20 protein-coding genes and 1 riboswitch are annotated in these 21,666 nt (G+C 36.7%); all 20 genes read right to left on the minus strand.

What is annotated here, in order from left to right; all coding sequences use genetic code 11:
• Nucleotides 1–204 precede the first annotated feature (204 nt).
• Nucleotides 205–1,341: a BMP family lipoprotein gene (locus AC4PID_RS03770; protein ID WP_492134231.1), complete on the minus strand. Its 1,137-nt coding sequence runs from the start codon at nucleotides 1,339–1,341 to the stop codon at nucleotides 205–207.
• Between the two features lie 356 nt (nucleotides 1,342–1,697).
• Nucleotides 1,698–2,015 carry a thioredoxin TrxA gene (gene trxA, locus AC4PID_RS03775; protein WP_492134232.1) on the minus strand — a complete coding sequence of 106 codons (318 nt, stop codon included), beginning with the start codon at nucleotides 2,013–2,015 and terminating at the stop codon, nucleotides 1,698–1,700.
• A 2-nt stretch (nucleotides 2,016–2,017) separates the two neighbouring features.
• On the minus strand, nucleotides 2,018–2,962 hold the full coding sequence (gene trxB / locus AC4PID_RS03780; protein WP_492134233.1) for a thioredoxin-disulfide reductase: 945 nt from the start codon (nucleotides 2,960–2,962) through the stop codon (nucleotides 2,018–2,020).
• A 9-nt stretch (nucleotides 2,963–2,971) separates the two neighbouring features.
• Complete coding sequence (locus tag AC4PID_RS03785) at nucleotides 2,972–4,624, minus strand: Na/Pi cotransporter family protein (protein WP_492134234.1); 1,653 nt, start codon at nucleotides 4,622–4,624, stop codon at nucleotides 2,972–2,974.
• Nucleotides 4,625–4,708: 84 nt separating this feature from the next.
• Entirely contained in the window at nucleotides 4,709–5,176 is a 468-nt protein-coding gene (trmL, locus tag AC4PID_RS03790) for a tRNA (uridine(34)/cytosine(34)/5-carboxymethylaminomethyluridine(34)-2'-O)-methyltransferase TrmL (RefSeq protein ID WP_492134235.1), read from the minus strand.
• Nucleotides 5,177–5,189: 13 nt separating this feature from the next.
• Nucleotides 5,190–5,651, minus strand: coding sequence for a chemotaxis protein CheX (locus AC4PID_RS03795; RefSeq protein WP_492134236.1), 462 nt, complete (start codon nucleotides 5,649–5,651; stop codon nucleotides 5,190–5,192).
• A gap of 130 nt (nucleotides 5,652–5,781) precedes the next feature.
• Nucleotides 5,782–6,378, minus strand: a complete 597-nt coding sequence (gene cobC, locus AC4PID_RS03800; protein WP_492134237.1) for an alpha-ribazole phosphatase — start codon at nucleotides 6,376–6,378, stop codon at nucleotides 5,782–5,784.
• Nucleotides 6,379–6,401: 23 nt separating this feature from the next.
• Nucleotides 6,402–7,082: a DUF2225 domain-containing protein gene (locus tag AC4PID_RS03805; protein WP_492134238.1), complete on the minus strand. Its 681-nt coding sequence runs from the start codon at nucleotides 7,080–7,082 to the stop codon at nucleotides 6,402–6,404.
• A gap of 12 nt (nucleotides 7,083–7,094) precedes the next feature.
• A complete protein-coding gene (locus AC4PID_RS03810; RefSeq protein WP_492134239.1) occupies nucleotides 7,095–9,128 on the minus strand; it encodes a cell division protein FtsA in 2,034 nt (677 codons plus the stop codon).
• 1 nt (nucleotide 9,129) lies between these two features.
• On the minus strand, nucleotides 9,130–9,774 hold the full coding sequence (gene nth, locus AC4PID_RS03815) for an endonuclease III (protein ID WP_492134240.1): 645 nt from the start codon (nucleotides 9,772–9,774) through the stop codon (nucleotides 9,130–9,132).
• Nucleotides 9,775–9,935: 161 nt separating this feature from the next.
• The gene (locus AC4PID_RS03820; protein ID WP_492134241.1) at nucleotides 9,936–10,703 is read right to left on the minus strand and encodes a folate family ECF transporter S component; all 768 of its coding nucleotides are present in this window, start codon (nucleotides 10,701–10,703) and stop codon (nucleotides 9,936–9,938) included.
• Between the two features lie 64 nt (nucleotides 10,704–10,767).
• Nucleotides 10,768–10,860: riboswitch (THF riboswitch) on the minus strand.
• Between the two features lie 17 nt (nucleotides 10,861–10,877).
• A complete protein-coding gene (pepF, locus tag AC4PID_RS03825; RefSeq protein ID WP_492134242.1) occupies nucleotides 10,878–12,656 on the minus strand; it encodes an oligoendopeptidase F in 1,779 nt (592 codons plus the stop codon).
• 15 nt (nucleotides 12,657–12,671) lie between these two features.
• Nucleotides 12,672–13,019, minus strand: a complete 348-nt coding sequence (locus AC4PID_RS03830; RefSeq protein ID WP_492134243.1) for a PilZ domain-containing protein — start codon at nucleotides 13,017–13,019, stop codon at nucleotides 12,672–12,674.
• 72 nt (nucleotides 13,020–13,091) lie between these two features.
• A complete protein-coding gene (locus tag AC4PID_RS03835) occupies nucleotides 13,092–14,909 on the minus strand; it encodes an HD domain-containing phosphohydrolase (protein ID WP_492134244.1) in 1,818 nt (605 codons plus the stop codon).
• 19 nt (nucleotides 14,910–14,928) lie between these two features.
• Nucleotides 14,929–16,074 (minus strand): aminotransferase class V-fold PLP-dependent enzyme, encoded by a 1,146-nt coding sequence (locus tag AC4PID_RS03840; RefSeq protein WP_492134245.1) that lies wholly within the window; start codon nucleotides 16,072–16,074, stop codon nucleotides 14,929–14,931.
• Nucleotides 16,075–16,203: 129 nt separating this feature from the next.
• Entirely contained in the window at nucleotides 16,204–16,854 is a 651-nt protein-coding gene (gene phoU / locus AC4PID_RS03845) for a phosphate signaling complex protein PhoU (RefSeq protein ID WP_492134246.1), read from the minus strand.
• A gap of 48 nt (nucleotides 16,855–16,902) precedes the next feature.
• The gene (locus tag AC4PID_RS03850) at nucleotides 16,903–18,969 is read right to left on the minus strand and encodes a methyl-accepting chemotaxis protein (protein ID WP_492134247.1); all 2,067 of its coding nucleotides are present in this window, start codon (nucleotides 18,967–18,969) and stop codon (nucleotides 16,903–16,905) included.
• Nucleotides 18,970–18,992: 23 nt separating this feature from the next.
• On the minus strand, nucleotides 18,993–19,763 hold the full coding sequence (pstB, locus tag AC4PID_RS03855) for a phosphate ABC transporter ATP-binding protein PstB (protein ID WP_492134248.1): 771 nt from the start codon (nucleotides 19,761–19,763) through the stop codon (nucleotides 18,993–18,995).
• A gap of 15 nt (nucleotides 19,764–19,778) precedes the next feature.
• Complete coding sequence (gene pstA / locus AC4PID_RS03860; RefSeq protein WP_492135354.1) at nucleotides 19,779–20,612, minus strand: phosphate ABC transporter permease PstA; 834 nt, start codon at nucleotides 20,610–20,612, stop codon at nucleotides 19,779–19,781.
• 111 nt (nucleotides 20,613–20,723) lie between these two features.
• Nucleotides 20,724–21,659, minus strand: a complete 936-nt coding sequence (gene pstC, locus AC4PID_RS03865; RefSeq protein ID WP_492134249.1) for a phosphate ABC transporter permease subunit PstC — start codon at nucleotides 21,657–21,659, stop codon at nucleotides 20,724–20,726.
• Nucleotides 21,660–21,666: the final 7 nt, after the last annotated feature.

Raw genomic sequence — 21,666 nt, forward strand, 5'->3', positions numbered from 1 at the left:
TTAATAATATACAATGTGACCTCATTTGTATATGTTGAAATTTTACAATAAATATTTGGTAAACCATATGATTTTCTTATTACTTTTTCTGAAAAATTGAAACTTTCTATAAAAAAAACAGGGGGAAACCTAAAGCCTCCCCCCATCAAGAATCATATACAAGCATAAGGCTGACGCATTATGTCGAGTACTAAATCGTTCTTATTATCTAGTAGTTACAGCAACCTTAACAAGGTTTAATGCAGATGTTAACTCATCAGCAGTAGCAACACCACTTGCATCAGCAACAGTAATTGTTCTGATAGGTGTAACAGAACCGTCAGCTAACTTAGCGAAGATTGCATCGTAAGCAGCTTTGTCAAATGATGCAAATCTGTCAAACGCATTACCATTAGCATCACCGATAACTTCTGTTGGAAGACCAACACCGTTATTAGCAGCATTAAAGTAAGTTGTTTTTCCAGAGTAAGTTGCCCAACCATCATTGTAGATAGCATCAAGAACTTGAACTACAGAAGCAGAAAGACCTTTTGTTGCAGAAGTGATAACTGTTTCTGAATCGTATCTTTGGTCAACGTCAACGCCGATAACTTTTGCACCAGCTTCAGAAGCAGCTGACATAACAGATTTACCAACAGAACCACCACAAGCAAAGATTACTTGTACGCCTTCTTGGTACATAGTTCTTGCTGTTGCTTTGTTTGTATCGTTTTCTTCGAAGTTACCAGTATAGTGGTAAGTTACTTTTACAGCGCCATCAGCTAAACCAAGTTCAGCAGCTGCAGCTTCAGCACCTTGAAGGTAACCGTAACCGAAAGCTTGAACTGCAGGTACAGCCATACCACCCATGAAACCTAAATCAGTCATACCATCTTGAACTGCTGCATAACCAGCAAGGTAACCTGATTGTTCTTCAGAATACATTACAGAAGCAACGTTTTCTTTAGTTTCAAATGTTGAGTAATCAGCAGTATGTGGTGCGCCATCAAGAAGGATGAATTTTACTTCTGGGTATTTAGTTTGAGCTTCATAGATAGGAACCTCAAATAAGAAACCAGGAGTTACGACGATTTTAGCGCCACCAGTTACAGCTAAATCAATTGCAGCTAAATAGCCAGCATCTGATGCTTCTTCTGGTTTGATATAAGTGTGAGAAATCTTGTGTTCTTCAGCATAAGCTACAACACCTTCCCAAGCACCTTGGTTAAATGATTTGTCATCGATATTACCTTTGTCAGTAATCAACGCGATCTCATAAGTACCGTCGTCTGATTTTTGACCACAGCCTACCATGCTTAATACTAAAATAAGCGATAGAGCAATCAACAATACTTTTTTCATTGTAAAACCTCCACTAATAAATTCATTCGACTTGCGTCTTCGAAATAATTATATCGTTATCCACTTCAAATTACAACAACATTTAATATTGCGGTAGTTGAAATATATAGTTTTTTTGAGCTAACTACAACATCAAGCCTTAGTCGCTTTTGTAGAAATACTTCAATCAGAATTATTAGAATTTTCGAACGTAAAATCTAACAAAATTCTATATGAAAACCTAACACAAAAACACTTTTAGAAAGTTCGCCTTTGGCGTGATATATGTGATAATTATACAAACAATCTTACAAGCCCGTTTGAATATTCAAACACACTTACAATAATTTGTTGACTTTATCTAAAAATTCATTTTATTAAAGATTGGCTGAAATCAAAGCTTTAATACCTTCAACATTTGCTGAATCTCTAGTACATTCGCCCATTCTTTGTCCATCTTTGTAAAGTACAATAGTAGGTAAGCCAAGAACGCGCTGGCTAATTGCCAATCTTCTCTCCTGAGTTGTATTGAGTTTACCAAAGGTTACTTTTCCTTGAAATTCACCTTCAAGCGCTTCAAAATCTGGCATAAGTGCTTTACAAGGCTCGCATCCTTCTCCCCAGAAATCTACAACTACAACACCTTCAGCTTTAAGTACTTCTGTTTCAAAATTCTCTTTGTCTAAAATTAACATATCTATTCCTCCAAAGCGTCTACGTATTTTTCAGCTTGAACTGCTGCAATAGCACCATCAGCAGCTGCTGTTACTACCTGTCTTAAAGATTTTGCACGAACATCACCAGCAGCAAATACTCCCGGAATTTTCGTTTTCATATTTTCATCTGTAACAATATAACCTGCATGATCAACCGTTACAAGTTCTTTGACCAACTCAGTTTCAGGAAGATAGCCAACAAATACGAACACACCTAAGAGTCCATCATTTGGATCAGCCATAATCTGCTTCATTTCTTCTGTTTTAATATTTTTTATTTCTACACCCTGAACCATGCCATCGCCAATGATCTGTGTAGCAACCGAATCATAAATAAACTCAAGTTTTGGATGCGCCATTGCTTTTTCTACAATTGATTTTGCAGCTCTAAAAGTATCTCTTCTATGAACTACAGTTACTTTTTTAGCAAACTTAGCGATAAACATAGCTTCTTCCAAAGCCGTATCACCGCCACCAAACACCACGACTTCTAAATCCGTAAAGAATTCAGCATCACAAGTTGCACAATAGGAAACGCCTTTACCGGTTAATAGTTTTTCATTTGGAACGCCTAATAATCTTGGCTTAGCACCCAATGCTAAAATAACAGACTTAGCATACAAATCGCCCTTTGACGTCACAAGTTTTTTGACTTTACCTTCGAGTTCAACAGCGGTTACATCTGCTCTTACTCTTTCAGCTCCAAAAGCTTCAACTTGTTCTACCATCCTTGCAACAAGAGATGGACCAGTCGCTTCACGGATTGACCCAGGGTAATTCGCAACCTCTTCGGTTCCTGAAATCTGACCACCCGTCTTATCTTTTTCCAGAATCAAGGTCGTCATTTTAGCTCTTGCTGCATAAAGACCTGCCGATAGACCTGCTGGTCCAGATCCAATAATAATTACATCATAAATTTTATCCATTTTTGCCTCCTAGTGTTCAGATACATCTAAAACAGCTAATGCAATATTTGAAGAGTGATCTGAGATTCTCTCTAGATTACTCAACATATCTAAGAATATAATACCTGAGCTCGTTTCACATCTGCCCTCATTAAGACGTGTAATGTGTTTCTTTCTAAGTGTTTTTTCCATTTCATCAACAACACCTTCAATTTCAACAACTTTTTGTGCTTTGTATCGATTTTCTTCTTTCATCGCTTCAAGTGAAAGTTCATAAGCTTCAATAACTTTAAGTGTCATTTCATCTAATTCCACAACTGCTTTGTCTGAAAAATGGACTGTATTGTCAATTTTATAGAGTGCAAGCTCGGCAATATTGTCAGCATGGTCACCAACGCGTTCAATATCATTAATGGTGCTAAACAAGCCATCAATAATTTTTCTATCATCGTTATCGATCGACGTATTGGATAGCTTAATTAAATATTCACTAATTTCTCTTTCTAGAGTATTAATGGTCTTTTCAATTTTAAATGTCTTTTCTATGCTCTTTTGGTCATTATTTTTTAGTGCATGAATCGCACTTTCAAGAGAAATTTTAGCCAGATTCCCCATATGGAGCACCTCTTTGACAACTTGACCTAAAGCGATTGTTGGCGTTTCTAAGATACGCTCATCAAGATACTTAATGCCATAAGTTGTCGCTTCCTTTTCTTCTTGAGTTACAGGAATTAGTATATTTACACTCTTAACAATAAGACCTGCAAATGGTAATAATATTAAAGTGTTCATTACATTAAATAAGGTGTGTGCATTAGCAAGTTGTCTTGCAGGATCGCTACTGATACTTGTAACAACTTTGATCGTCATTCCTGAGAATGCGGCAAAGAAAATTAAAGTCCCTAGCACATTAAACATAAGATGCATCACAGCCGCTCTTTTAGCGGTACGGTTTGCACTTATAGAAGATAACAATGCCGTCACACAAGTACCAACGTTTGTACCTAAAAGCATTGGGAATGCTGCTTCAATCGGAAGTGCACCCGTTGCAGCTAAAGCAACCATTATACCTGTTGTTGCCGAAGAGCTTTGAACAACTGCAGTTACAAGTAAACCGATTAAAAAGCCTTTAATAGAACCAACGAGTGTCCCAGCACCAATTGACTTGATCATAACGACAAAACCTTCATATTCTCTAAGCGGTTTTAGTGCGTCTTTCATCAACTCCATACCTAAAAACAATATACCAAAACCAAGGATAATTTCCCCGATGATAATTTGTTTGTTTTTCTTTGAAAAAAGCTTAATCCCAACACCTATTGCGATAGCAATTGGTGCAAGCATCGTTAAATCAATTGATACCAATTGCGCCGTAATCGTCGTACCGATATTAGCACCCATAATTACCCCGATGGCTTGAGTTAGGCTCATAATACCTGCATTAACAAAGCCTACTACCATTACGGTTGTTGCAGATGAACTTTGAATAACAACTGTAACAAGTGCTCCCATTAGAACACCTTTAAATACATTACCTGATAATTTTTCGATTATCTTCTCTAAACGATTTCCTGCAGACTTTTCAAGTCCCTCGCTCATAACAGTCATCCCATAAAGAAATAAACCTAAACCCCCAAGTAGCGGCATAAGTATTGCCAATAGTGCTTCAGTAGAAAATCCCATCTTTTTCTCCTTATTCTCCTTAATGAATTCTCTATATTTTATAAAAAAAAAACACCACACGTCCCCGTGCAGTGATTAAATCAATCATTTCAAATCAAAAAACTGATTCTGCCGCAAGGCTTCATATAATATGATGGCTACAGAATTTGATAAATTTAAGCTTCTTAGATGTTCGTTTTTACGCATCGGAATCTTAAATCTTGATTCTTGATAAGCCTCGTGAATTCTAGCTGGTAAACCTGATGTTTCTCGCCCAAAAATTATAAAACAATCTGGTTCAAACTGACATTCATCATAATATTTTGTCGCTTTTGTTGTAGCAAAATACAATTTTTCATTGCCATATTTCGCAAAAAAAGCATGTTCGTCTTCATGGACCTCGAGATCAAGATAATCCCAATAATCTAGACCAGCACGCTTGAGATGTTTATCGTCCAAAGAAAACCCAAGCGGTTTAATAAGGTGAAGTTTTGCGCCTGTTATGGCACAGCTTCTCGCTATATTCCCCGTATTCGGTGGTATCTCTGGCTGATATAAAACAATATTAATCATTTAAAAATCTCCATTAACCTTTTATTCCAATATCAAACTCAACATCTCCAGAAGCAGATACAAGAGGCACACAAATCGTCTCCATACCTGCTGTCGAAATTTCAATATCAGTACCTTTTACTAAAGATGGAGGTGTGATGTCTATTTTAGTTCCTTCATTGAATAGCAAAGTTGCTGAATTCCCCATGATCATATTTCCTAGCTCTGACAAAGCACTTTTTGCCATTTCATCTATTTCTTCAACAGGCATCCCCATCATCATTCCCGATGCAATAGCTTTAGCCATAGAAATGTCTAAGCTAAAAACCGCTTGACCTTTTATATCACCAGTTATACCGAGTATGATGACAATCTCTTTTGTCGGAAACGGGTTCGATCTAACTAAAGGTCTTCCAACACTAAATTTGTCTGGGACAAAGTTATTCAGCACTTCAGTTGATGCTTTTATAAAAGCATTTATATACTCAGCTTTCACAGACATTCCTCCTTCTATTTTAGTATATGCATATGATAACATATTTTTATCGCTTCTTGACATATTTTTTATGTTAAGCGCTCTAAAAAGATATCATATTGACTTCATTAAATATGGCTTATATCCCAACTTATAAGTTGATCCCTTGGATGACAGGGTATCCCATGACATATTCAATTTTATTAATGCCACAATTATCAATTTTAAACTTCCAATAACCAGATTCATTTTCATAGCATAAATAGCTTAACAAGGCTTGAATTACCCCTCCATGAGCTACGATTGCGATCTTAGTTTCAGAGTCCAGTGAATGTGGCTCTATGATTTTTTTATACGCATTTGTAACGCGTTCAAACATCTCTTTAACACTTTCACCTTCTGGAACCTTAAAATTCTCAAAATCAACAAACCATGAATTCAGTCTTTCAGGGTCAGATTTTTGAATTTCTTTAAAAGTCTTACCTTCCCAAATACCAAAATTCATCTCTCTAAGCTCTTTAAGAGGCATAGGTTGAATTGATTGTGCTTCGCAAATTGTTAACGCTGTATGATGTGCCCTAATTAAATCAGAACTATATACATGATCAAAAGCGACATTTGATAGCTTTGACATTGCCTCTTTCGCTTGTTCCTTACCATTTTCTGTTAACGCTACATCGGTAACGCCAGCAAACTCTTTTGCTACATTTGCAAAGGTTTCGCCATGTCTAATTAAATAGATAAACATTGATTACTCCTTACGCTAATCGATTATTTTGATGCGTTATACTGTTCAGCAGCCAAAGCCCATTGATCTTTTGCATACGTTTTAATAAGACGATTCTTAAAAGCAAACTCATGACGGACAACCATTTCATACCATCTAATCGCTTCTTTATAGTTTCCTAGCTGTCTATTCAGCTCACCAATAAGATAAATAACTTCAAGCTCTTTACCCTCTTCATCATCCTGCTTTTCTACTTCATAGCTTTTAATAAAAGCATCGAGTGCAAGCTGTGTGTATTTCTTATTATCACTTTCATTTCCAAGTTCTTCATAAAACCATGCCAATCTCAGCAATAGTTTCGCTAATGTCGCTTGATTCGCCTGCATAACCGTATAATTGACAAGTGCAATTAAATGAACTTTTATTGCCGTTTGAAGATCTCTTTGACCAGTAAAATCTTGTGGCTTCCAGTTTTTCGTAACCGTATTTTGTATGGCTGTCTTACATTTTGAACTTAAATCTTTCTTAAAATCATTTTCAAACTGCGTAAAACCACAGTTTGGACAACAGATAATCCCGTAATAGGTTGGATTTTCACCTGAAAATATCGTATGAAAGTCTTTTTTTCGCTCTTTTGCCCGTACCGCTGATGTTTTTACTTGTTTAGAAGTAAACTCCCCACCACAAATATTACAGCTATAACTTCTATCAAATAAATCACTCATTTTTATCCTCCATTAAGAATTCCAAAATATATCGATAATGTCTCCTGAAGCGAGGGTATCTGTATACTTTGCTCTCTCACCATTTAGTTTGAGAACGAGAATTCCCTGGGGCTTAGTTAAATCAAAATCTATATGACTAAATACATCTACAAATACAACACCATTTTGCTTATTAGGAATGGATACATTATTGCCATTTACAAACACTTCTATATTTGAGTCTAAACTAAAGGCTTCCTTATATGCATCAGTCGGACGAAATGCATCACGCTCTGAAAGAATCGAGGAAGTGTCAAATTCTGCGAGTTGATATTCATAATAGCTCCCAGGTGATAATAACTCATTTGGATCAACTTTACTATCTTTCATATAAATCGCATAACCAGCACCATCAAGTTCAAGCAACTTACTTAAATCATGAATGGTTTTTAACCCTCTAGTTAATATAACATCATCTGGTTGAACAACATAATCACCAGTTCGATCAACACCGTTAACGCCGACCACTTCAACTATTTTTATTTTCTCACCGTTTAAATAAACCGCCGCATCAAAGTTAACGACTTCTTTAAGCTGCATCACTCTCGTAGAGCCTTTTTTAGCAGGCTCTATTGTGATTTGATCCTTGTGGTTTATTTTTGAATCTAGGTGTGCGGAAAGACCATTAATAAAGATTGTCGCAGGATCACCATACTCTCCCTTAATCTCTTTCTTAACGCCATCTACATTAACAAAGTAACTATCGCCTCTTTCAGAAATTAAACTTCTAGCATTATAACCCGTCAAGATCAGTGCATCAGATACTTGTAGCGGTTTAGAATTAAACAACCTTATAGAAGTATCATTGACATTCACCTGAATGAAATCATGATCACGTTCTTCAAACGCGGTCACCCCTATACCGATAGGTGTAATAAACTCAGGTCCCTTAAGTGGTTCGAGTTCAAAACCCACCATTTCTAAGTTTTCAACGCTTTTAATAACAACTCTTTCTTGAGGTAATCCAAGATGAGTTGCCAAATGCTTTGTAAAACCAGGAATTTGTGCACCGCCACCGATACAAAATACCGCACTTGGTGCTTTTTTATTTAAGGACAGCATATTATCTGCAATTTCTTTCGTTATCAGTTCAACTGTATCGTTAATTTGACTCATGATTTCTTCTGTGGACAAAGTATGTGTTAAACCTAAAACATCCACAAATGAGTTTTCTTCTTGTTTGTTCAGACCAATCTTCAACTTTTCCGCGCTATTAAAATCCAATAGATACGTTTGAGCAATTTTTTCTGTTATCTCATCTCCAGCAAGAGCAACCATGCCATACGAAGTTACAGCACCATCTTTGGAAATTGCAATATCTGAAGTACCTGCCCCAACATCTACAAGAGCAAGATTAAGCAATCGCAGATTTTTAGGTATCGCAACATTTATAGATGCAATAGGTTCTAGCGTTAAATTCATAACCTCTAAACCAGCTTTATGCACAACCGAATACAAACTATCAACAACGATATGAGGTAGAAATGTCGCAATAATTTCTACTTGAAGTAACTTTCCCTTATGACCAATCGGATTTAGGATCATGCTTTGATCCAGATAATAGTTAATGACACTATAGCCAACACAGTAATAACTGGATTTGAGCTGTTCTCTTTCACCCAGTTGCTTTTGTGCCAATTGTATTGCTTGCATTTCAATACTATCTGTAATGGCTTTATCTATCTCTTTGGTTTGATCGATAGACATCTCAAAAGTAGAACGCTCGGTCTTTAATGCTCTACCTGCCGCTGCGATAGCCGCCTGTTCAAGCTTAAATCCATTTCTATCCTCTAGCGCATTTACGACTTTTTGAACAACTTCAGTCACTTTAGCAATATCGTGAATTTGGCCATCAAACATTGCACGATCTGGATGTTCCATAATTTCATAATCCACAACAACATGCTGTTTATCGACTTTTTTAGTTAATACGCCTACGACACTCCTTGTTCCTATATCAAGAGCAAACATTAAGTTTTTAGGCATTGGAATCAGCTTTTTTGTCATGTTAAACCTTCCTTCGTTGGTTTTTCTTATAAAACTCACATAAATCGTTTAATGTACAGACCTCACACTGTGGCTGTCTCGCTTTACAAACGCGTCTGCCATGAAAAATAATCATATGGTGTGCTAATGTCCATTTTTCCTTATTAATCGCCTTCATAAGTTGTACTTCTGTGGCTTCAACAGTACTTGCTTTTGCAAGCCCAATTCTATTTGAGACTCTAAAAACATGTGTATCCACTGCAATCGCAGGAATTCCGAATGCATTTGATACAACGACATTGGCCGTTTTTCTTCCAACACCTGGAAGCTCTGTTAAAGCTTCATGACTGCTTGGCACTTCACCACCATAAAACGCAACCAATCGCCTTGCTGTTTCTTGAATGTTTTTAGACTTTGTTTTATATAAACCGCATGGTTTAATTATTTCTTCTATTCTTTCAATTGGAAGCTCGCTTAAAGAAAGTGCATCGCCTGCAACCTCAAACAGCACTTTAGTCACTTGATTTACCCGAACATCGGTACACTGGGCACTTAAGATAACTGCAATTAAGAGTTCAAATGGATTTTTAAAATCTAATTCCGCGCTAGCATCTGGGTAAAGCGCTTCCAGTCTTTCAATTACTTCTTTAATATTTTTTTTCGTCATAATACCCTCACTATACTAAGGTCTATTATAACATAGAACGTTTTTTTTCGGGTAAGACTTTAGTAAAATCTTCGCCTATCGAAACTAAAAAAACCTGCTCTCAGTTCAATTCTGAGAGCAGGTTATTAAATCAATTATTTTTGCCTTGCTACGGGTAAGAATTATTGTTCAATTAAGTTAATAAATTTACCAATGGTATAGATCACGAGTGTGTAAACTGGAATTGTTACGATGGCGGCAATAACTCTACCTGGTAAAAATACCATAAACCCTTTATCGTATAAAATCGTCAACCAAATGGTATTAAAAAACAAAGAGTTTATAACATACGTTAAGTTCACCGCAAATGCAATTTTATCAAAACCTACAGCACCTTTTGAGCTCTTCAATCTGCTTGACATAGCAAAAGGTAAAATGATGAAAAGTGCCGTTACTAGAACCATCAAGATAATAATCGGCATCGCATTAGTATCTTCCATAAGGGGTTTACCATCTACGAAGTTGATCGTACCTGTTGAAAACATCAAATAGACAAGTCCGATACCAAAAAGGACCATGACTAGTGCATTAACAATGTTAAAGTTTAACTTCATTTTATGAATCTTAAAGGTTTTAAACAACAAACCTGCAATGACACCATAAAGTGCCGCGGTTAAAGTAAATCCTGGGAAGAAGGTTCCTCCCATGGGGTTAATCATGTAACCGACTATGTCAGAAACAATGCCTGTTAAACCACCTATTACAGGACCAAACATCATTCCCGATATAATGAGCGGAATACTTCCAAATCCCACTCGTAAAGCTGGTAGTCCGCCTAATATTAACATTAACGACAAGAAACGTGTTAATACAACACTGATCGTTGCTAATAATGCAGATTTCACAATAATCGAAGTGCTCATTTTTGACTTCGTTTGTTTCTCTTGCATAATATGCCTCCTTAATAATGTAAATTCCTACTATTACATTACTATCAAGGCAGCATAATAATGCAACAGCGGACGCGGTAAAATATCGCAGACTTTGTCTTTCGTTTAAGGTCAACTTCCCATCCCTTAACACTTAACGCATTTTACCTACTCTGTTACCGTAGCATATACATTTTAAAGCATCGTATCTAATTCGTCAACTATGGTTTTGAATACTGCTAAAGCATTGGAAACTGGATGTTCGGTCTCCATATCAGCACCAGCTGCTCTCAATATATTAATTGGGTAATCCGATGAACCACTTGATAAGAATCCTAAATACTTATCTAATGCTGGTGCGCCTTGTTTTAAGATTGCATCTGAGAGTGCTATTGCAGCTGAAAAACCAGTTGCGTATTGATACACATAGAAGTTGTAATACATGTGCGGAATTCTAGACCATTCATATTTGATGGCTTCATCAATAACAACATCTGGACCAAAATACTTTTTGTTGAGATCATAATAATGCTGATTTAAAAACTCAGCAGTCAAAGCGCCACCATTTTCAACGTGCTTGTGAATATCTCTTTCAAATTCAGCGAACATCGTTTGTCTGAAAATAGTCCCTCTAAATTGTTCTAAATAATGATTGAGAATATATTTCTTTTTCTCTGCATCTGTAATTGTTTTTAGAAGGTAATCATTTAATAATGCCTCATTCGTCGTAGAAGCGACTTCAGCTACAAATATCGAATAATTGCCATAAACATAAGGTTGATTTGCTCGAGTTAAATAACTGTGCATTGAGTGACCTAACTCATGTGCTAAAGTAAACATACTGTCTAAGTTTTCCTTGTGGTTTAAGAGCACGTAAGGTTTCGAATCATAAGTTCCCCATGAATAAGCACCACTTCTCTTTCCTTCTGATTCATAGACATCAATCCAACCATCTGTAAACGAAGATTTGATTACATCTTGATATGGCTTACCCAAGACGCCCAGCGCTTCAGTTACAGTTGTTCTAGCCTCTTCATAAGGAATTTTAAAGTCAACCCCAGCGACGATAGGTGTATAAATATCATACAAATGTAATTCTTCAACACCGAGTACACGTTTTCTAAGGCGCATGTATTTATAGAAAGTCTCTAGATTGGCGTTAACCGCTTCAATTAGTTTGTCAGGTACTGAAGCAGGAATATTATTTTCAAATAGTGCCGCTTCTCTCGCTGAAGGATGTTTTCTCATTTTACTAAAGAAGATATTCTTCTTAACTTCTGCTTGCATCAATGAAGCAATGGTATTGTTATGCGCTTCATAGACCTTGTAAAACTTCTCAAAAGCATCTTTTCTAAGGATGCGATCTTCACCCATAAGAATCGACACATAGCTACCATTGGTTAATTTATGTGGTTTTCCTTCTGCATCAATTGCATCCTCAAATGTCATATCTGCATTAAGCAGCATGCCATAGGTATTGCTAGGTGCATCTCCCAGTTCAGCAGTTTGAGCTAAAACCGCTTCCATTTCTTCAGAAAGAATATGCGGCTTATTACGGAATAAATCTTCAAAATACTTATTATAGATTTTAAGCTCTTCGTGTTGAAGTAGGTTTTGGATCACTTCGTATTCAACACTGAGTAATTCAGGCGTTACAAATGCTGTCGCTTCGCCAAACTCAGTCATAAGGCTTTCTGAACGAGAAACGAATGCTTGATAAGTTGCATTTTTAGTATTCTCATCTTGTCTAAGCCTTGCATAAGTAACCACATTCATTAGGCTACGCGCAAGGGCTTCATAGGCATTTAATCCTTTTAATAACGCCTCTGACGATTGAGTCAAAGTCCCTTTCAACGCTTTAAAAATAACCAAGTCACTTTTAATTTTGTTAAAAGCATCTTCCCATGAGGTATCATTTACAAAAAGATCGTCTAAGTTCCACTTGTATTCTGCGTTAATTTCTTCTCTTTTCATTTTGCATCCTCCTGATTAGTTCATGTACTTGTTTTCATTTTCTATCATACTGTCGATCAAATGACTCAAATCGGCAGGCATGTATATCAGTTTAAGACCACAGTTGTATATATCTTCTTCTCGTCTACACCAGACCACACGACCAATCACCACATAATTAACATCTTCATAGCTAATAGCGATGCTGAGAGTTGTCGCCTCGGTTAATGGTATATTTGACTTGATCCCAAGACCTCCCGCTGAAATATCTATGAGTGAAATCTCTAGAGGAGAATTGATAACGACGTCTTGGTTGTTGTTGTGAAAGTTAAAGGATTCAATCATCCCCAAATTCTGTAAACGTTTATTCCGCCTTCTATCCATCCTAACCTCCTTTCTTTAAAGGGTATAGTATACCCGAATAAAAATAAAAATAAAAATAAAAATCCAATTAAGTTAAGCTTTGACTTGCTCATAATAAGCTACAAATGCTGCGACTATTTTAGGATCATACCTTTTGCCTGAAAGTCTTTCAAGTTCACTTATCGCTTTATCGTGACCGATAGCACCATGATAAATTCGTTCTCTGGTCATAGATTCATAGCTATCTACAACTGCAATAATTCGAGCGATATATGGAATTTCATTTCCCTTTAAACCTTGCGGGTATCCGGTTCCATCAAAGTTTTCATGATGTGAGAGAACATACTCACCAACATTGGCAAGTGTAGGCGTTGCAATTAACAGATGATAACCAATTTCTGCATGCTTTTTGACTTCATTGAACTCACTTTCAGTCAATTTACCAGGTTTATCAAGTAGCGATTTATCAACCGAAACCATTCCAATATCATGAACAGATACCGCCAAGGTAAGTTCTTCCATGTGAATGTCGTTTAATCCGATGAACTTACCAAAATCGGATGCTATTTTCGTCATTCTTCTAGAATGATATGCCGTCTCAATGGATTTAATCTCCAACTGCTTTTTAAGGGATTCAATCATATCTAGTTTAATTCGTCTTGAGCGTCTCAGTTTGCTTCGATACATTGAATGATCAGCTTCTCTAAACAAATTATCTAAAGTTTGATGTGTATCTTTTTTTATAGCATATCCCAATGAGATATCTACAATAAAAGGAAAACGATCCAATGCCTTACAGGATTCGTCAATTTTCTTAATCCATTTCGGTATATCGCGCTTACGTGTTATAATAGCAAACTCATCCCCGCTCAACCTTGTAATAAAATCTTCGTCATCAAAAATGGTATTTAATATTTCGGAGATTGCTACTAGTAGTTGATCGCCATAGCGATGACCAAAAGCATCGTTAACCATTTTGAGTCCATTGACATCCCCAACGATTATGCAAATGCCCCTTTCACCCTTTTGCTCTAAATCAACCAATTTTTCATCGAAAGACAATCGATTATTTAATCCTGTTAAAGGATCGTGCGTTGATAAATATTTGATTTTTTCCTCAGCAAACTTCTTCTCAGTAATATCGGTTCCTACTAATTGAATTTCGTCTTTCTTTTGTGGGTGTTTAATGACACGATTACTGAGTTCAATGTGCATTTTATAACCCGTAGGTAATAAAAATTCTACTTCTACCTTTTCTTCAATTCTTGATAAGCAATAGGTGTAAAAGCTCTTCCCTGCGAGTTTTGTAATAAAGGCAGTAGAAAAATAAGTATTGATGTTCTCTATATTAGTTTGATTATCAGTCTCAATCCCTAGAAGTTGAGAAAAGCTTCTATTACTCGTCGTAATCGCATCGCTTTCACTAATAGTAAAGATAAATGCCGAGGCATTATCAAATAATTCTTTGTATCTTGCTTCACTTGATTTTAGGCGCTCAGATATTATGACACTATCGGTTATATCTCTAAGTATACCCTTTTCGTGGAGTAAGTTACCACTTTCATCGCGCTCATGTATGACCCACTCTTCCACCCATCTCACATCGCCACTTTTGGTTATAATTCTGTATTGATTCTTATAGCTAGTTGTCCCTTGCTGACGCGCGTGATAAAGCTCATTTTTTACACGTTCTCGATCTTCTGGATAGACGAAAGACCAGTAATCTTTCAAATCGCCTGCATCATAAAAATCTTCAGGTCGATAGCCGAAGATTTGAATGCTCTCAGAAACAAACTCTGTCGGTATGTCGTCTGACAAGGTCCACTTAAATATGACCAAATTGCTTTTATTAATTATGTCATATGCCTCTCGTAGGTCGATAGATAACTTCTCGTTGCCACGTGTTACCATCTAATCCCCCTATTAATTATCATAAAATATGCGATAAAGCTTCTATAGTCTGTTCAATTTCTTCTACAGTTGTAAACTTAGATGGTGATATTCGAATTGTGCCATAAGGATATGTCCCATATGTTTTATGAGCAAGAGGTGCACAATGTAAGCCAACCCTTGTTTGAATACCATAGTCCTTACTTAATTCATATGCAATCCAAGAGATATCTTTTTCTTTTGTATAAAATGACAGCACAGGCAATCTTTTATAAGCATCTGGGTTTCCGATTCTGATACAATTTGTTTGTTCATCCAAAAAGGTTTGGAGTTTGTCAATTAAACTTCTTTCATAAGCTAGATGCGTCTCCAAAGTGGTTTGACACAGCCAATTAAGTGCTGCACCAAGCCCTAATATCCCAGCAATATTTTGTGTACCTGATTCAAACTTATCAGGCATGAGTTCTGGTTGCTCCAAACTTTCAGACAAGCTGCCAGTACCACCATAAATGAGTGGTTTCACTTCCTTTGAAACAGAAGGCTCTATTAATATTGCGCCAATTCCCTGTGGACCAAGTAAAGACTTATGCCCAGTTATACACAAAACATCTATGTGCATTTCTTTCATATTTATAGGGATGACACCAGCACTTTGAGCTGCATCAACCATAAATATCGCATCATATGAATTACAAAGCTGCCCAATCGCTTCTATTTGTTGTATATCACCAGTTACATTTGATGCATGAGAGGCGACAACCAATCTTACGCCTTGATTTAAGTATACTTCAAGCGCGTTAAGGTCGATTTGACCAAATGTATCACAGGCTAATAAAATGGGGACAATGCCCCTATTCACTCTAAGATGCTCAATCGGTCTAGCAACTGCATTGTGTTCAATCCCCGTATAAATCACCCTGTCTCCTGATGACAAAAAACCATTTAGAAATAAGTTGATGCTCTCCGTGATATTTTTAGTAAAAATCACATGGTCGATAGGCTCAAATCCAAAAAATCGTGCAATTAATGCCCGAGTATTATAGACTTCATGTTCTACTGTATGTACTTCTGTGGAACTCGTCCGTCCTACATTTCCTATAACCTGAGTCATTGATCTAATTAAAGTTTCCTCAACACTTTTGGGTTTAGGATAGCTTGTAGCACCGTTGTCTAGATAGATACTCATCGATACTCCCCACTTGTCAATCTAGTACTTTGTTCTTATAACGATACTACTATTATAGCATAGCTCGTTAAAAACATATAAAAAAAAAAGCAGATATCTATCTGCTTTAAATATGCCGTACTTTCATTTTTAGTTGCCGTTGATACGTACTCCCTCAACCGAGTATATAACCCATTCTGCCACATTCGTTGCATGGTCTGCCATACGTTCAAGATACTTTGCAATCATTAGAAAATCCATGCATTGCTTAATTTCTTCAGGCTTTTGCTTCATCACAATTTCTAAATCATTTTTGATTAAATAGAAAAATTTATCGACTATATCGTCATTGGAACAGACCACTCTACTTTTTTCCATATCAAGGTCAATATAACAATCAATGGTCATACGAACCATTTCTTTTACCTGTTTCGCCATTTTAGGGATATCGATGAGTGGCTTAACATAGCTTGCGTCGGCAAGGTCTAAGGTCAGCTTTGAAATATCTGAGCAATGATCCGCTATACGCTCTAAATCGGTTACAATTTTTACGATAGAAAAAATCTTTCTTAGATCGGTTGCAAGTGGTTGCTGAGTTGCAATAAGGTAAATACACTTATTTTCAATATCAAGCATCATATTGTCAAATCGATCATCTCCATCGACAATTCTCTTTGCTAGAGCCTTATCTTGAGTGGTTAATGCCAGTATGGTCTCTTCAATGGACTTTTCTATTAATGTGCCCATCTTAATAATTTCTACGTGAATTGCCTTTAACTCATTATCTAAATTGTTTCTCATAAGAACTCCTTATTTATCGTCATCTATTGGATGACTCGATGATGTCGCTTATAATTTGAAGGTCCTTATCTGTTCATCGAGTACCACTGCAAGGGATTCAAGTTCACCACTTGCTATTTCTATATGTGCCATCGCTGTAGTTTGTATCTCAAGTATTGCCGTAACTTCCTGAGTACTTGCCGAATTCTCTTGGCTGAGTTCGGCTAGTTTTGCAGTTTGATCTTTAATCGTATCTTTTAAATGATCAATTTCAATTCTTGAGTTCGAAATTGACTCGATGAGAATAGAAATATTCTCAATTGCTTTTTCAATACTATCATAATGGCTTTGCGTCAAATTTACAACTTCACTTTGCTTATTTGCCGTTTTTACTAATTCATTTACGGTTTGTACAACACTTTTCTGATCCTTATAAATGCCATCAATGATGCGCTGGATGTGGCCAGTTGCTTGATTCGATTCTTCTGCAAGCTTTCTGATTTCATCTGCCACTACAGAGAAGCCTTTACCATGTTCACCTGCTCTAGCTGCTTCTATCGAGGCATTGAGGGCGAGTAAGTTTGTGTGTCTTGAGATTTCTTCTATCAGAGCTGTCGCTTCTTCTATTCGCTTAGAATCCGCATTGCTTTTAGTCACTGATTTGAGAACGGCTTCATTTGCAGAAAGCGATTGTAAATTGATTACACTGAGCGCATCCACGTTACTCTTTCCTTCATAGACAATCTGTTTCATGTTTGCTAAATCTGCATTCATTGTATTTTGAATTTCCGAATCTTTGACGAGCATTTCTTTTAAAGTCAATGTCGCTTCACTGCCGCTCACCGCATAGATGGCTTGTTCGTTTGAGCTCTCCGATATACTGTTAATCGCAAGACTCACTTTATCAAGGCCAATCTTTGAATGCCTTAAATCATCACTTAGTGAGAGTGTCGAAGTTTTCACACGGCTCGATGCATCATCCATCTTTTCAAGAATATTACGCATATTATCAACGATTGTAACAATCCCCTTATACAGCACCCCAAACTCATCATTTCTCTTAAGCAGCTTTTGATCGTATTTTTCTTCAAGATCATATTGCGCAATTCTCTCAATATGTGTCATCGCCTTATAGATTGGTTTTTTTAGCGTTTGAGACATCCAAATACTCATCAAAATGCTAAGTCCTGAAATCAATGCACCCATGATCAGCATCTGCTTGCGCATATTGCTCATATTGATTAGAGCCATTGCACGATCTACATCGATGATTAATCCCGCATTTAAATCACCAATCTTAACGTCCGTTATGGTGGTAATCGCTGTCATCCCTGAATAGTTTACTTCATCAAACGAAACCAAATACTCAGTTCCTGCAAGGGTATTAATTTTATTCGCAGCTATTGTATCAAGTGCATCTGTCAATGTCACGCTTTCATTAAATGGCGCTTTTTGTGTTAATGTTAAAAGTTTGTTTTCTTCATTTATTATATAGGCTTCTGAACCAATCGGTAGTTTTTCAATTCCCGATGTAACCAAAACATTTAAATCGTTTTGATTTAATACGATGTTCAGCGTCCCAATAGGCTGATCTCCTGAATAATTGCCATAGATTGGTGTAGCTAAAACCATTATATTATCGTCAATAAACGAGTTTCTAAATGGCTTTGACCAATTTTGCACACCTGTCATTGCTGTGCTTGTAAATGAGCCAGAACCCACTAAAGGCGCAAGATCTAGCGGATTATAGTTGACCGAAAAAACAACTTCATTATACATGTTCGTTACAAATATATCGGTATAGTTGTAATATGTCACTGCGCTTGATAGTAAGGTTTTAAAGTTTGCTTTAACTGATTCTAACTCTTCCTTACTAAGGGTAAAGGTATTTATCCCCTCTATACCCTCTTTAATCGTGCTTGAATGTGTGAGTAGGGTTGCATCTCCCGCTCTGGAATTAAAAAAATTCTCAATCCTTTCTTTTGTCAGGACCGCGTATAATTTTGTACTGGCTTCTACTTCGCTTTTTATCTCTTGACTGGATCTAGAAATACTTATAGAACTCAAAATTATGATGGGCACAAGGCCAATTGTAAGTGCCATAAGGATTAGTTTTTTCTGAATTCCGAGCTTCATCATTTACCTCTCAGCTTTTAGGATCAACCAAATCGACCTGTAATATAATCTTCAGTGCGTTTATCTCTTGGATTAGAAAATATCATTTCAGTGTTTCCAAATTCCACTAATTCTCCCATGAGGAAAAAAGCTGTTTTATCCGAAATACGACCTGCCTGTTGCATGGAGTGTGTAACGATACTAATTGAATAATCTGATTTAAGACTGTCGATTAATTCTTCAATTTTAGCTGTCGCGATAGGATCGAGTGCTGATGTTGGCTCGTCCATAAGGATAACGTCTGGCTGAACCGCAAGTGCTCTAGCGATACAAAGTCTTTGTTGTTGACCACCAGATAAACCGTATGCATTATCGTGAAGTCTATCTTTTACTTCATCCCAAAGTGCCGCACTTTTCAAGCTGGTTTCAAGAATTTCTTCCAACATTTGTTTGTCTTTAACACCGTGTATTTTTGGTCCATAGAGGACATTCTCATAGATCGATTTTGGAAATGGATTCGGCTTTTGAAATACCATACCCACTCTAGTGCGTAGTTCCTCTACTCGCATGGTTTTATCAAATATATTTAACCCATGATATAAAATTTCACCTGATGTTCTTACATTTGGTACGTTTTCAATCATTCGATTTAAGGTTTTAATAAAAGTTGATTTACCACAACCAGAAGGACCGATAATCGCAGTTACTTCATTTTTATTTATTTGAATGTTGATGTCCTTTAAAGCTTGATCATTCCCATACCATAGGTTCAAGCCTTTGACATCATATACAATTTTAGACTCGTATTGATTCAATTTATGCCTCCAAAATTAATAAGTTTTTTGAGTTTTATTTCTAATGACAATTGCAATTGAATTCATTAAAAATAAAGTGACCAGTAGCACGACGATCGTCGCTGCAGCAAGGTTTGCATATTCTGGCGTTAATACCGTATCCAGCGTCCAGTAATAGATCTGAATCGGTAGCGCAGTAAAGTCGTCCATTAAACTGGTTGGTACTTTTAATAAAAGCGCTGGAATTCCCAATACAACCAGTGGTGCAGTTTCGCCTATCGCTCTTGAAATTGAAAGGATCGCACCGGTCAATATCCCTGGGATAGCAACTGGCAACACTACCTTACGAATCGTCGTCCATTTATCTGCACCCATCGCATAGGATGCTTCTCTTAAAAAATTCGGTACCGCTTTAAGCGCTTCTTGGCTCGACACAACTACTATCGGTAACACGAGAAGGGATAACGTAAGACCACCTGCTAGAATACTTGATCCTAAGTTTAAGAATCGACCAAATAAGGCAAGACCTAATAAACCGAAGATGACCGAAGGGACACTTGCAAGATTGGAAATATTGACTTTAATTAAATTTTGGAATCTGCTTTTACTTGCATACTCTTCAAGATAGATCGCTGTTGATACACCCAAAATAAGGGTTACAGGTATTACGACCACCATCAATCCAACGGATCCGATGATAACACCATAAATCCCCGCTTTTTCTGGAAAAATTGACAGTTTGCTCGTAAGAAAATGCCAATCTAACCAACCGATACTTTGAGCAATAATTCTATATAAAAGAACACTTAAAACAGCAAGAGCAAATAACGTTGAAGAAAAGAATACTTTCTTCAAAATTTCGTTAATCATGACTCTTCTATTAATTCTCTGTCTGTTGATTTCTACTTTAATTTGAGTTTGGTTATTTGATTTCATAGGATTCATTCCCTTATCATTTAGAATTTCACTTCTTACATCCATCTAATATTCCTCCCTAAATCGTTTGGAAATATACTGAGCGATTAAGTTCATTATGAAAGTGAAGATGAAAAGCATTAATCCCACTGCATACAAGCTGTAGTATCCAGTTGTGCCACTACCTGCATCACCACTTGTAAATTCTACAATATACCCTGTCATGGTCTGCATGCTATGAGTAATGTCAAAGGTGAAGTTCTTTGAGCTACCACTTGCTATTGCAACGATCATCGTTTCACCAATTGCTCTTGAGATGGCAAGTACAAATGATGACATAATCCCTGACATCGCTGCTGGTAGAACTACTTTAGTTGTCACTTCTAACTTTGTACTTCCTAGACCATATGCGCCTTCTCTTAGTGCATTTGGTACGGATTTCATAGCATCTTCAGAAAGTGAAGCAACCATAGGAATGATCATGATTCCCATTACGATACCTGGACTAAGTACATTTTTCGCTTCCAGTGTCGGAATGAGCTTCATCAGAATTGGCGTTACAAACGAATATGCAAAGAAGCCGTATACAATTGTTGGAATCCCCGCAAGAACTTCAAGAACTGGTTTAATAAAGCTTCTTGTTCTCTGAGATGAAAATTCACTTAAGTACATCGCTGAAGTCAATCCAATCGGAATTGCTACCATCATTGCAATTAGAGAAGAAAGAACTGTACCGTTAATCAGTGGCAAAATTCCGAAAGAAGGATTTGCGCTGAGCGGTGCTAATTTTGTACTAAAGAATTCAAAAATGGAAACTTCTCTAAAAAAATGGAACGCATCTGTAATTAAGGTCAATACAATACCTATTGTCGTTATAATGGATACGCTCGCCATAATCAAAAAGAACCTTGGCATTAATTTATCTGAGTTATTCTTTTTTCTGCCGATATGATTTCTTATTTGATTTCTTATTTGGTTTTGGGGGGTTATCTGTTTTTCCATAGCCTCA

The sequence above is a fragment of the Fusibacter sp. QWL-12 genome, from assembly GCF_058683495.1.